The sequence below is a fragment of the Nocardioides sp. Z13_37 genome (genome assembly GCF_058355585.1).
Genome location: NZ_JBZGDV010000002.1, coordinates 425,495 through 437,977 on the forward strand (window position 1 = coordinate 425,495; position 12,483 = coordinate 437,977).

Sequence of the window (12,483 nt, forward strand, 5' to 3'; positions counted from 1 at the left end):
GCCTCGTGGTCCGAGCCGTCTCGCACATCGGGCAACCGGCGCATCCGGCCATCCACCGATCGGTGGATGTCATGCTGGACGCATGCGCTTCGACAGCCTGCTCGAGTCCGTCGGCGGCACGCCCCTGGTCGGCCTGCCGCGGCTCTCGCCGAGCCCCGACGTCCGGATCTGGGCCAAGCTGGAGGACCGCAACCCGACCGGCTCCATCAAGGACCGGCCGGCGCTGAGGATGATCGAGCAGGCGGAGAAGGACGGCACGCTGCGGCCGGGCTGCACCATCCTCGAGCCGACCAGCGGCAACACCGGCATCTCCCTGGCGATGGCCGCCAAGCTCAAGGGCTACCGCATCGTGTGCGTGATGCCGGAGAACACCTCCGAGGAGCGGCGCCAGCTGCTGCGCATGTGGGGCGCCGAGATCGTCTCCTCGCCCGCCGCCGGCGGGTCCAACGAGGCGGTCCGCGTCGCCAAGAAGGTCGCGGGGGAGCACCCCGACTGGGTGATGCTCTACCAGTACGGCAACGAGGCCAACGCCCTCGCGCACGAGGAGGGCACCGGCCCCGAGCTGCTCGCCGACCTCCCCGAGATCACCCACTTCGTCGCCGGTCTCGGCACCACCGGCACCCTGATGGGGGTCTCCCGGTTCTTCCGCCGGACCAAGCCCGACGTGCGCATCGTGGCCGCGGAGCCGCGCTACGGCGAGCTGGTCTACGGCCTGCGCAACCTCGACGAGGGCTTCGTCCCCGAGCTCTACGACGCCTCGCTGATCGACTCGCGATTCAGCGTCGGGCCGCGCGACGCCGTACGCCGGGTGCGCGAGCTGCTCGAGCTGGAGGGCATCTTCGCCGGCATCTCCACCGGCGCGATCCTGCACGCCGCGCTCGGCCAGGCCGCCAAGGCGGTCAAGGCCGGCGAGCGCGCCGACATCGCCTTCGTGGTGTGCGACGGCGGCTGGAAGTACCTCTCCACCGGCGCCTACGAGGGCACCGTCGACGAGGCCGAGGACCGGCTCGACGGACAGCTCTGGGCCTAGCGCGACCTCCGGGGCGCCGCGGGTGCGTCCGGAGGACCGGGGCGGAAGCCTCTGCCGCCTCCCGCGCCTGCGCCTTACCGTCGGCGGATGACCGCGTCTGCCGACCTCCCGCGGGGTCCCGCCGAGGGCTCCGACGACAGCGGGGCGTCCGCGTCCGGCCGCCACGGGCGCCACGGGCGCCACGAGCGCGACGGTGGCCCCAGCCGTGCCGCGCGCGCCAAGGGCAGCCCGATGCTGCTCGTGCTGATGATGATCGTGGTGCTCCCCTCCGTGCTGCTCGCCGACGCGTGGGGGGCCGGCGCGGCGGGGATCATCGGCGGCCTGACGGGCATGTTCTCGCTGGTGGCCTTCATGGGTGGTCCGCTGCGTCCGGACCTGCGACTCGCCGCGGTGCTGGGGCCGCTGCTCGTCGTCGCGGCGGCCGTCCCGCGCCTGGTGGCCGAGGTGTCGCGGCCCGCCGCGATGGCGCTCGTGGTGCTGCTGGTCTTCGTGGCGGCGCTGCTCCCCCTGCTCGGTCCCCGCTACGGCAACGCCGGCATGGGGCTGGGCATGACCACGATGTTCGGCTACGGCTACGCGCCGATGGGTGGGGCCGACCACCAGCAGGTCTTCGCGGCCGCCATCGCCGGCGTCGTCGTCGCCCTCCTGCTGCGCGTGCTCATGGGCATCGCCGACCCGTCCAAGCCGACGCGCGAGCAGGTGGCCGAGGTGCTGGTCGCCGACGACGTCGCCGGCGCCACCGCCACGGCGTTCGGCACCTGGCTCAGCGACGGGAGGCAGCGCTGGCTCGCGGCGGCCCTCGACGGGGCCTCCCGCTACCGGCTGGCGCTCCGCTCCGCCGAGGTGCGGCCGACGGGCGGCCCCGACGACGCCGCGGAGCTCCGGGCCCGGGCGCACGAGCTCGCTGAGGCACTCAAGGCCAAGCCGGCGCGCGACACGGGGGAGGCCAAGGAGGCGAGGCGACCCCACGCCGCACCTTCCGTCGACGAGGTGCCCCTCGCCGACGCCGTACGTGCGCTGGACGCCGTCGAGCAGGCGATGCACGACCGCGACACGACGGCGGTCCAGCTCGGCCGCACCCGGCGCCACGGGCTGCGGGACGCGGTGCTGCACCCCTCGGCCAGGATGCGGTCGATCCAGGTGCGCCACGCGTTCCGCACGGCGCTGGCGGTGCTGCTGATGCTGCTGATCACCTCCGGCCTGGAGCGCGGCGATCCGCTGGTCTCCACCTCGCTGCTGGCCACCTTCGGCATCCTCCAGGCCAGTTGGACCGACACGGCGACCAAGACGAGGAACAAGGTCGTCGGCGTGGTCGCCGGCTCGCTCGCGGTCGCGGTCGTGCTGCTGGTCGTGCCGTCGAGGTTCCTCGTCGCCGTCGCAGCGGTCTCCCTGTGCCTGGGACTGTGGTACATCGTCACCCGCCCCGCGCTCGGCAACGCCTTCATGGTCCTCGTCAGCGTCGGGTTCAACGCCGTGTCCCGCGACCTCGACGCCGCAGACCTCCTCGTGCAGTACGTCGCGCTCACCGCGTGCGCGGTGCTCGTCGGGGTCGTCCTCGGCTTCACGCTGATCCCTCGCTTCCGGCCCGCACCCCTGCGGCGCCGCGTCGAGGCCGCGGCCGAGGCCACCGCGACCGCGCTCCGGGCGGCCGGCACGGGGCCGCTCCGGACCGAGGACCTCGCGGTGTTCCGCGACGCTGCGACCATGCAGGACGAGCTCGTGCCGGACCGTGACGAGCTGGACGACAGGCAGCGCGCCGAGCTCGACACGCTCCGCACCGTGCTGGGCGACCTCACCGTCCTGGCCGCCGCCACGGGGCTGAGCCGCGGCGAGCTGGACCAGGTGCTGCAGGAGCTGGGTCCTGACGGCCCGACGGCTCCGGTCGACGGGGTCGACGAGCCGGCCGGCGACGACCGTGACCGAGCCCCGGTCGCGTTCTCGACCGTGCTGGAGCTGGCCCAGCAGGCCGGGTCGGCGGAGCGCTACCTGCTCCGCACGCTCCCGGTCAGTGCCTGAGCCGGACGAGCCGTCAGCGCGTGCTGGCCGCGATGGCCACCACGGCCGTCGAGGGCGAGCCGACCACGACGTCGTGCGAGGCGCCGGTGAGGACGACCTGCACCGTCTCGCGACCCTCCGTCACCCGGTCGTCGAGGATCCGGACCGGCACGTAGCGCTCCACCTCTCCCGCGGCGAAGGTCACCTGCCCCTGGCCGGCGACGAAGTCCTCGCCCGGGGTGGCCGTGCCAGCCTGCACGCCGAACGTGACGTCGACCGGCGAGCTCGGTGCCGACTGCAGGCGGACGGGCACCCACACCGTGCGCTCGCGCTCCGCGGTGCGGTGCCGGATGCCGCCGAGGCGCACCTCGTTGCGGCTCAGCCAGGCGATGCGCCTGGTCAGCCAGTCGCCGAGGAAGTCGACCTCGGCCCGGTGGTCGCGGCCGTGGTGGGTCCACTCCAGGTCGCCCGCGGCGTGCCAGCGGTCCCAGTCGGCCGTCGCGGCGGGCTCCAGCGTCGCCGCCGCTGCGGGCAGCTGCGAGACGACCTGGCGCACGCCGGGCTTCAGCCGGGCCCACCGGCTCTTGACCCGGGAGGAGAACGCCGGGTCCTGGAGCATCCGCGCGATCCAGTGGCGCCCGAGACGGGTGTGCCACGCGTCGGGCTCGCTGGACGCGCGCCACCGGGTCCCGGCGCTGAGGTCGAAGTCCCAGACGGGCCCGAAGACGAAGCGCTTGCCCGGGACCCAGGTGAAGTGCACGCTCGACTGGAAGTTGGAGTCCTGGTTGGCGAAGAGCTCCTCGACGAGGTACCAGTCGATGATCCTGCGGACGTCGACGTAGGCGGCGTAGCCGCGGTCGGGGTCGGCGAAGTGGGGGCCGTAGAGCACCTTCTCGAAGCGCGACACCGCACGCCGGACCTCGCGGCGCTGGCGCCTGGTGATCTCGTCGGGGTCCTTGAACGCCACGGGCGTCCCGCGCCGGGTGCGGAAGCCGGGCTCGTCGTCGCGCAGGTAGCGCTGGTTGACCTCGAGCAGGTATCCGTCGTCGGGCAGGTCCACACGACCCTTGCCGACCTCGACCTGCTCGGTGAGCATGTAGAGGCCCTGGGGCTGGCCGTTGAGGACGACCTCGACGAAGCGGAACCGCGGCGTCCACCGCAGCCGGGTCTGCGCGGCGACGGCGAACGCCGCGGCCGTGCGCAGCGAGCTGCGGTCGGCGTACCCCGCGAGCAGCACCCACTCGTCGAAGGCGCGCGTGCCGATGAGGGCCGCGTCGTCCTCGAGCTTGAGCTTGTAGGGCTTCTTGGCCCAGCCCCACGTGGAGTTGCCTCGTCCGCGCACCTCGGTGACCCGGGTGACGCCGTCCAGGGTCACCGTGCCGGGCACGTAGTCCTCACGACCGACGTCCACCCCGCCGGTGTCGATGACGAGCTGGGCGGGGGCGGCCGGCGGCCAGCCGACCGCGGCGGCCGCCCCGTCCGGAGCGGTGGCCCCACCGGATGCCGGGGCGAGCGCCAGGGTCGATGCCGTGACCGCGAGCGCGGTCAGCACGGAGAGCCTCTTCAGGACGGACATCGGTGTCTCCTTCGACCCGGTGTGTGGGCGGATGCGCTCAGGCGGGCGGACGTGAGACGTCGAGGTCGAGGCGAAGGTTGTGCTCACTTCCCGGCACGGCGTCCAGGTCGAGCAGGTCGAGCGCGAGGTTGGCCAGGTCGCCGTTGCGGACGGGCTGGACGGGCTGCCGATAGGTGGTGCGCCGCGTGCCCGGGTCGCGGCGGTCGTCGGGGTTGAGCTCGTAGAGGTCGGCGCCCGCGGCGACGCCCGGGCCGGCCACCATGAACGCCACCCGGTAGTTGGCGAGCCGGCGGGGGTCGGAGTGGCTGGCGCCGAGACCGCCGTGGTCGCTCGTGAGGATGATCGCGGTGCGGCCGACCAGCTCGGCGTCGGACCTGATGGTGCCGACGATCAGCCCGACCAGCCGATCGACCTTCTCGACGGCGCGCAGGTAGCGCCGCGACATGAAGCCGCTGTCGTGGCCCACCGAGTCGGGAAGGGAGAGGTGCACGAACCGGAAGGCGCGCTCGTGCTCGCGCAGGTCGCGCCGCACCGACCGGGCCAGCCGGGTGTTGTCGAGCTGGATGCGGGTGGTGTCGATGGCGAGCGGCCAGCTGCGCCGCCACAGCGAGAACTTCGTCTTGCTCGCGAAGAGGGCCGTGGCGCCGCCGGCGGCGCTGACCTGGGTGAAGACCGACTCGACGCGCTCGCCGGCCGCCGCCTGGACGGTCGCCGGGCGGCGGCGGTCGTCGTTCCAGGTCACGCCGTGCCCGCCGGTGCGGGCGTCGATCCGGCGCCCGGTCACCATGCCGGTGTGGTTGGGCAGCGTGATGGTGAGCTCGTGCTCGGTGCGGGCGTTGAGGGTCGACGCCCCCGAGGCCATCAGGTCGTGCAGGTGGGGGGTGCGCTCGGGCCCGAGCCGACCGAGGGCGTCGGTGTTGAGCCCGTCGACGGAGATGGCGACCACCGAGGCGATGGCGTCGTCGGCCGACACCCGCAGCGTGGGGGGCGGCAGCTCGCCGTCGGGGACCGCGGCCGGGGCCGACGCCGGGGACACCGCGAGGGCGGTGCAGGCGAGCAGGGAGGCGAGCACGGAGCGCAGGATCACCCGGCGACCCTAACCCGCGTGGACGGGGTGTGACGGGGCCGACGCACGCGATCGCGTGACCGGTGACAGCCCGAGCGCCTAGCCTGCTCCCTGTGCCGACGCCCCCCGCGAGAGAGACCGCCGACGCCCCCATCGGCATCTTCGACTCGGGCTTCGGCGGGCTCACCGTCGCCCGCTCCGTGATCGACCAGCTCCCGCACGAGTCCGTCACCTACCTGGGCGACACCGCCCGGCAGCCCTACGGCCAGAAGCCCATCGGCGAGGTCCGCGAGTACGCCCTCGAGTGTCTCGACCACCTCTACGAGCAGGGCGTCAAGGCCCTGGTCATCGCCTGCAACTCCGCCAGCGCGGCGATGCTGCGCGACGCCCGCGAGCGCTACGACGTCCCCGTCGTCGAGGTGATCCTCCCGGCGGCGCGGCGGGCCGCCGCCGCCACCCGCAACCAACGGGTCGGCGTCATCTGCACGCGGGCGACCGCGAGCTCGATGGCCTACGACGACGCCTTCGCCGCCGCGCCCCACCTCGACCTCCACATCCGGGCCTGCCCGCGGTTCGTCGACTTCGTCGAGCAGGGCGTCACCGGTGGCGACGAGCTCCTCGCCGCCGCCCACGACTACCTCGACCCGCTCGTGGAGGCCGGCGTCGACACGCTCATCCTCGGCTGCACCCACTACCCGCTGCTCACCGGCGTCATCTCCTACGTGATGGGTGACGAGGTGACGCTCGTGAGCTCGGCGGAGGAGTGCGCCAAGGACGTCTACAAGATGCTGGCCGGCACGGGCCTGATGCGGCCCGACGGCGAGCCCACCTACAGGTTCTCCACCACCGGCAGCCCCCACGACTTCGCCACGGTCGGGCGCCGCTTCCTCGGCTCGGAGCTGCTCGGGGCGACGCAGTTCGCGGGCGGTCGCGCGTGAGTCCGCACCCGCTGAGGCTCACCGTCGTGGGGTGCTCGGGCTCCTACCCCGGTCCCGACTCGGCCGCGAGCTGCTACCTGCTCGAGGCCGAGCACGACGGCCGCACGTGGCGCATCCTCCTCGACCTCGGCAACGGTGCGCTCGGCCAGCTCCACCGCTACGCCGACCCGCTGAGCATCGACGCGGTGTTCCTCAGCCACCTCCACGCCGACCACTGCCTCGACCTGTGCGGCTACTACGTGATGCGCAAGTACCACCCGACCGGCGCACAGCCGCCGATCCCGGTGTGGGGTCCCGACGGCACGGCCGCGCGGATGGCACGCGCCTACGACCTGCCCCTCGAGCCCGGCATGACGGAGGAGTTCGACTTCCACGCCTACGGCGACCACGACGGCCGCGTCGCCGGCCGTGCCGAGGTGGAGCTCGGCCCGTTCCGGATCGAGGCCCGTCGGGTGCGCCACCCCGTCACCGCCTACGCGCTCCGGGTCACCGCCGGCGGCCGCACGCTCGTCTACTCCGGCGACACCGCCCCGTGCCCCGAGCTCGACGTGATCGCGGCGGGCGCCGACCTGCTGCTCGCCGAGGCGTCGTTCCGCACCGGCGACCCCAACCCCCCCGACCTCCACCTCACGGGCACCGACTGCGGCCACATCGCTGCACGTGCGGGCGCCGGCCGGCTGGTCCTCACCCACATCCCGCCGTGGCACGACCCGGCCGACGCCGAGGCCGAGGCCCGCGCAGCCTGGGACGGACCGGTCGACCTGGCCCGCGCCGGGGCGACGTATGACGTCTAGACGAGCCCCGCGTCGTGCACGACCATCGCCACCTGCACCCGGTTGGTGCACTCGAGCTTGGTGAGCAGGCGCGAGACGTGGGACTTCACGGTCGGGATCGAGAGGTAGAGCTCCGAGGCGATCTCTGAGTTGCTGAGGCCGCGGCCCACGCACACGGCGACCTCGAGCTCGCGCTCGGTCAGCACAGCCAGGCGCTCGGCGGCAGTGGAGGTGCGCGTGGTCGGCGAGGTCCCGCGCAGTCGCGAGACCAGGCTGCGGGTCGCGGACGGAGACAGCATCGCGTCGCCGCCTGCGACGGTGCGGATGGCGCCGACGATGTCGCCGGGCGCGGTGTCCTTGAGCAGGAAGCCGTCGGCCCCGGCGGCCACCGCGCGGAGGACGTGGTCGTCGGCATCGAAGGTGGTCAGCACGACCACGGCCGGCGGCGACGGACGCGAGTGGAGCAGCTGCGTGGCCTCCAGCCCGTCCATCACCGGCATCCGGATGTCCATGAGCACCACGTCGGGCTCGTGCTGCAGCACCTGCGCCACGCCCTCCTCGCCGTTGCACGCCTCACCCACCACCTCGAGGTCGGCCTGCCCCCCGAGCATCAGGGTGAGCGCAGAGCGCACGAGCGGGTCGTCGTCGACGAGCAGCACGCGGATCACGGCGCCCACGGTAACCAAGCCTCCAGGACGAATGTCGCCCCCTCCGTGCGCTTGTCGAGCCGGCCACCGCGCAGCTCGGTGCGCTCGCGCAGTCCGACGAGCCCCAGGCCGGCTCCCGGCGCAGCGCTCGGACGTTCGCCGAGCGGGTTGCTCAGCACCACCGTGATGCCGCGCTCCTCGTCGCCCGTGGAGCGGATCCGCACCTGCGCGCCGGGCGCGTGCTTGCGCACGTTGGTGATGCCCTCCTGCACGATGCGGTAGACGGTGCGACCGGTGGCGGGCGGCACCGCCGCGGTCGTGTCCACCTCGTCGTCCCAGTCGACCTCGAGGCCCAGCGAACGCGCCTCGTCGACGAGGGCGGGGACGTCGTCGTACGTCGGCTGCGGGCGGGCGGTGGACGGACTCGGGTCGTCCTGGCGCAGCACGCCCAGCACCCCGCGCAGCTCGTGGAGCGCGTCGTTGGCCTGGCGGTGGATCTCGCCGAGGCCCTCGCGGAGCCGGTCGGTGCCGAGGTCGTCGCGGAAGGCGAGCGCGCCGGCCTGCATGGAGACCTGCGTGATGCGGTGCGCCACCACGTCGTGCATCTCGCGCGCGATGCGGGCGCGCTCGGCTGAGCGGGCCTGCGCGAGCCGCAGCTCCTGCTCCTGCTCGAGCCGTTCCGCGCGGTGGCGCAGGCCGCCGAGCAGCTCGCGTCGCGACCCGATGTAGAGGCCCCACCCCATGACGCCGGCGTTGATCGCCACGTTGATCAGGGTGGTCACGACGATGCCGTCACCGTGGACCGGTGCGATCGTCGTCCAGGCCTGCGCTGCCACGATGCTGGTGGCGCCGACCAGCAGCACCTCGCGCCAGCGCCGTCGCGTGGCGACCGACAACGCCGCCAGCGTGGCGGGCCCTGCCGCTATGCCGGAGACGGCGCTCAGCGCGGCCACCGCCAGCGCGACCTGCACCGGGGCCCGCCGGCGGAAGTGGACGAGGACGTAGGCGGAGGCACCGAGCACGAGCTCGACGGTGAAGAGGAGCCGGTGCTCGCGCCACTCCGTCGCCGCCACCAGCTGCCAGACGGCCGCGGAGAACACCAGGCAGGCGGCGTAGCGCCATGCGTGCGACACCCACGTGAGCTCGGGCTGGGTGTCGGGACGCGGCTCCACGGCCCACAGGTTAGCCAGCGCGGCTCCTACTTTGGTTGCGTCACGATGCGACCCGCGACCGATGCACGCGACGCCTCCGCGACGCATGGTGGAGGCTCCCAGCCGTGTGAAGCAGTCCGCACGGCCGCGGGGCCGGCTCCCACAGACGGCCCCACTGGGGACGGGGCCTCGGATCAAGGCCCCGGACCGGGTCCGGTGACACACGGGGGTGACCGGACCCGGCTCGGCCACGTCTAGGGTCGTGCCCATGACTTCTGCTGCCCGCGCCGACGGTCGCGCCGACGACGAGCTCCGCCCGATCACCATCACCCGCCACTGGCTCGACCACGCCGCCGGATCGGTCCTCGTCGAGTTCGGCGGCACCAAGGTGCTGTGCGCCGCGTCCGCCTCCGAGGGCGTGCCCCGCTGGCGCAAGGGATCAGGCCTGGGGTGGGTCACCGCGGAGTACGCGATGCTGCCCGCGGCGACCAACACCCGCTCGGACCGCGAGTCGGTCAAGGGCCGCATCGGCGGTCGTACCCACGAGATCTCCCGGCTGATCGGCCGCTCGCTGCGCGCCGTCATCGACTACCAGGCCCTCGGCGAGAACACCATCGTGCTCGACTGCGACGTCCTCCAGGCCGACGGCGGCACCCGCACCGCCGCGATCACCGGGGCCTACGTCGCGCTGGCCGACGCGGTGGCGCACCTGCGCGAGACCGGTGCCCTCGCCGGCGAGCCGCTGACCGGGTCGGTCGCCGCTGTCAGCGTCGGCATCATCGACGGCGTGCCCCGCCTCGACCTGCCCTACGAGGAGGACGTGCGCGCCGAGACCGACATGAACGTCGTGATGACCGGTGAGGGCGCCTACGTCGAGGTGCAGGGCACGGCCGAGGGCGCGGCCTTCGACCGCGCCGAGCTCGACGCGCTGCTGACCCTCGCCGAGAAGGGGTGCGCCGACCTGACCCGCCTCCAGCAGGAGGCGCTGGCCCGGTGAAGGTGTTCCTGGCCTCGGCCAACGCCAAGAAGATCGTCGAGATGCAGCGGATCCTGGCCGAGCACGTGCCCGGGATCGAGGTGCTCGGCATCGGTGACGTCGAGGGCTACGTCGAGCCCGTCGAGGACCAGCCGAGCTTCGAGGGCAACGCCCTGCTCAAGGCGCGCGCGGGCGTCGCCGCCACCGGGCTGCCATCCATCGCCGACGACAGCGGGCTGTGCGTCGACGCGCTCAACGGGATGCCCGGGGTGCTCTCGGCCCGGTGGTCGGGCACGCCGCGCGACGACAAGGCGTCGGTTGACGAGCGCAACAACCGGCTCCTGCTCGACCAGCTCCACGACGTGCCCGACGAGCGCCGCGGCGCGCACTTCACCTGCGCCGTGGCGTGGGTGACGCCCGACGGGCGCGAGCGCGTCGTCGAGGGCCGCATGGACGGCCGCATCGTCCGGGCACCGCGCGGCAGCGGCGGGTTCGGCTACGACGTGGTGTTCGTGGCGCTCGAGCACGACGCCGACGACCTCACCTCCGCCGAGCTCGAGCCGGGGGAGAAGGACCGGATCTCGCACCGGGGGCGGGCGCTGCGCGCCCTGGCGCCGCAGGTCGCGGCCGACCTGTCAGGCGACTGAGTCCCGATCGGGGGCAGCCCCCTCCCGGGCACCGACCTGCCGGCTGACCCACGTGCCCCACAGGGCGGCGAAGGCGAACATCACCAGCGAGTAGACCGCCGCCGGCACCGAGATCTCGACCTCGTCGAGCACCTCGACCGCGACGAAGATGGCGAGCGTCGCGTTGTGCACGCCGACCTCCATCGACGAGGCGATCGCCTGCGGTCCGGTGACGCCCAGCGCCTTCGGCACGTAGTAGCCCACGACGAGGCTGATCGCGCAGAAGAGCGCGGCGATGAGGCCGACGTCGGCGAGGTAGTCGGCGACGTTCTCGCGCTGGTCGAGCAGGATCCCGAGCACCAGCACGGCGAGGATCACCGCGGAGCCGATCCGCACGGGCTTGTCCATGCGGCGGGCGAAGGCGGGCGCGCGGTCGTTGACCACCATGCCGATGCCGACGGGCAGCAGGATCAGCGCGAACACCTTGACGATCTCGACCAGCGGCATCGAGACGTCGTCCTGCCGGTCGTAGTAGGCGATGGCGAGCCCGGTGATGACGGGCAGGGTCACCACCGCGATGACGGTGTTGATGGCCGTCAGCGTGATGTTGAGGGCGACGTCGCCGCGGAAGAGGTGGCTGAACAGGTTGGCGGTCGTGCCGCCCGGGGAGGCGGCGAGCAGGAGCATGCCGATGCCGAGCAGGGCAGGCAGGTCGAAGAGCACCACGAGCCCGAAGCAGACGACCGGCAGCAGAAGCACCTGGCAGGCCAGCGAGACGGCCACCGCCCGTGGCGCCCGGCCGACGCGCTTGAAGTCGCCGACCGTCAGGTCGAGCCCGAGGCCGAACATGATGATCGCCAGCGCGACGGGCAGCCCGACGGTGGTGAGCGCGGAGTCCATGCGCGGACCCTAGTGGTGACGTGGGTCACACCGCAGCCACTCGCCGCATCGCGTGCGGATCGTGGTGCGCCCGGTGAGAGTCGAACTCACACTGTCACGGACCTAAACCGTGTGCCTCTGCCTGTTGGGCTACGGGCGCCGCCGAATCAGGCCAACCCTAGGTCCCGGCGCAGCTTGGCGACGTGGCCGGTGGCCTTCACGTTGTACTGCGCCAGCTCGACCGTGCCGTCCTCGTCGATCACGAAGGTCGAGCGGATCACGCCCTCGACCTCCTTGCCGTAGAGCTTCTTGGTGCCGAACGCGCCGTAGGCCTTGTGCACCGCCAGGTCCTCGTCGGACAGCAGCGTCAGGGTCAGCGCGTCGCGCTCGCGGAACTTCGCGAGCTTGGCGGGGGCGTCCTTGGACACGCCCAGGACCTCGTAGCCCTCCCCGCGCAGCGACTCGAGCGACTCGGAGAAGTCGCAGGCCTGCTTGGTGCAGCCCGGCGTCATCGCGGCCGGGTAGAAGTAGAGGATCACCTTGCGCCCGCGCAGACCCGACAGCGAGACCCGGTCGCCGGTGTCGCTGGGCAGGGTGAAGTCGGGTGCGGCGTCGCCGGGGGAGAGGCGGTCGGGCATCGGGGCTCCTGTGCGCTGGTCGGCCCGGGCCGCGGCCCGGGTGTGGTTGTTGCAAGACATTTGCAATAAGGTCGAGGGTGTCGACAGCGGTATCGGGGGATCCGCGCCGGACACCACTCATCCAACCAGTCGCGGCCAGTGGCACCCAGGACCGCCATCCATCCGAGACCCCCACCAGCAGGAGCGAC

Annotated in this window: 12 protein-coding genes and 1 tRNA gene; 6 read left to right on the forward strand and 7 right to left on the reverse strand. The window is 73.1% G+C overall.

What is annotated here, in order from left to right; all coding sequences use genetic code 11:
• The first annotated feature begins 82 nt into the window (after positions 1–82).
• Both AC4H2S_RS07060 and AC4H2S_RS07065 read left to right on the forward strand, forming a co-directional pair.
• Entirely contained in the window at positions 83–1,030 is a 948-nt protein-coding gene (locus tag AC4H2S_RS07060; protein ID WP_491496261.1) for a PLP-dependent cysteine synthase family protein, read from the forward strand.
• Positions 1,031–1,117: 87 nt separating this feature from the next.
• Positions 1,118–3,046: an FUSC family protein gene (locus AC4H2S_RS07065; RefSeq protein ID WP_491496262.1), complete on the forward strand. Its 1,929-nt coding sequence runs from the start codon at positions 1,118–1,120 to the stop codon at positions 3,044–3,046.
• Between the two features lie 13 nt (positions 3,047–3,059).
• Here AC4H2S_RS07065 and AC4H2S_RS07070 read toward each other — a convergent pair whose 3' ends face one another.
• Entirely contained in the window at positions 3,060–4,601 is a 1,542-nt protein-coding gene (locus AC4H2S_RS07070; RefSeq protein WP_491496263.1) for a CotH kinase family protein, read from the reverse strand.
• Between the two features lie 37 nt (positions 4,602–4,638).
• Positions 4,639–5,688 (reverse strand): alkaline phosphatase family protein, encoded by a 1,050-nt coding sequence (locus tag AC4H2S_RS07075; protein ID WP_491496264.1) that lies wholly within the window; start codon positions 5,686–5,688, stop codon positions 4,639–4,641.
• 92 nt (positions 5,689–5,780) lie between these two features.
• Between AC4H2S_RS07075 and murI the strand changes: the two genes are divergently transcribed.
• Together murI and AC4H2S_RS07085 are read left to right on the forward strand one after the other, a co-directional pair.
• Positions 5,781–6,605, forward strand: coding sequence for a glutamate racemase (murI, locus tag AC4H2S_RS07080; protein WP_491496265.1), 825 nt, complete (start codon positions 5,781–5,783; stop codon positions 6,603–6,605).
• Positions 6,602–7,399 carry an MBL fold metallo-hydrolase gene (locus tag AC4H2S_RS07085; protein ID WP_491496266.1) on the forward strand — a complete coding sequence of 266 codons (798 nt, stop codon included), beginning with the start codon at positions 6,602–6,604 and terminating at the stop codon, positions 7,397–7,399. The genes murI and AC4H2S_RS07085 overlap by 4 nt, the downstream gene beginning before the upstream one ends.
• On the opposite strand, the gene AC4H2S_RS07090 is transcribed toward AC4H2S_RS07085, so the two are convergent.
• Positions 7,396–8,046, reverse strand: coding sequence for a response regulator (locus tag AC4H2S_RS07090; RefSeq protein ID WP_491496267.1), 651 nt, complete (start codon positions 8,044–8,046; stop codon positions 7,396–7,398). The two genes, AC4H2S_RS07085 and AC4H2S_RS07090, sit on opposite strands and share 4 nt — an antisense overlap.
• Positions 8,043–9,197 carry a sensor histidine kinase gene (locus AC4H2S_RS07095; RefSeq protein ID WP_491496268.1) on the reverse strand — a complete coding sequence of 385 codons (1,155 nt, stop codon included), beginning with the start codon at positions 9,195–9,197 and terminating at the stop codon, positions 8,043–8,045. The genes AC4H2S_RS07090 and AC4H2S_RS07095 overlap by 4 nt, the downstream gene beginning before the upstream one ends.
• A 247-nt stretch (positions 9,198–9,444) precedes the next feature.
• Between AC4H2S_RS07095 and rph the strand changes: the two genes are divergently transcribed.
• Together rph and rdgB are read left to right on the forward strand one after the other, a co-directional pair.
• A complete protein-coding gene (gene rph / locus AC4H2S_RS07100) occupies positions 9,445–10,173 on the forward strand; it encodes a ribonuclease PH (RefSeq protein ID WP_491496269.1) in 729 nt (242 codons plus the stop codon).
• On the forward strand, positions 10,170–10,799 hold the full coding sequence (rdgB, locus tag AC4H2S_RS07105) for an RdgB/HAM1 family non-canonical purine NTP pyrophosphatase (protein ID WP_491496270.1): 630 nt from the start codon (positions 10,170–10,172) through the stop codon (positions 10,797–10,799). Before rph ends, rdgB begins: the two co-directional genes overlap by 4 nt.
• Here the strand turns inward: rdgB and AC4H2S_RS07110 are convergent.
• The 3 genes from AC4H2S_RS07110 to bcp form a co-directional block, all read right to left on the reverse strand.
• Positions 10,788–11,678 carry a bile acid:sodium symporter family protein gene (locus tag AC4H2S_RS07110; protein WP_491496271.1) on the reverse strand — a complete coding sequence of 297 codons (891 nt, stop codon included), beginning with the start codon at positions 11,676–11,678 and terminating at the stop codon, positions 10,788–10,790. The genes rdgB and AC4H2S_RS07110 overlap by 12 nt on opposite strands.
• A 62-nt stretch (positions 11,679–11,740) precedes the next feature.
• Positions 11,741–11,817: transfer RNA gene (locus tag AC4H2S_RS07115), tRNA-Leu, on the reverse strand.
• A gap of 7 nt (positions 11,818–11,824) precedes the next feature.
• Positions 11,825–12,295 carry a thioredoxin-dependent thiol peroxidase gene (bcp, locus tag AC4H2S_RS07120; protein ID WP_491496272.1) on the reverse strand — a complete coding sequence of 157 codons (471 nt, stop codon included), beginning with the start codon at positions 12,293–12,295 and terminating at the stop codon, positions 11,825–11,827.
• Between the last annotated feature and the right edge of the window lie 188 nt (positions 12,296–12,483).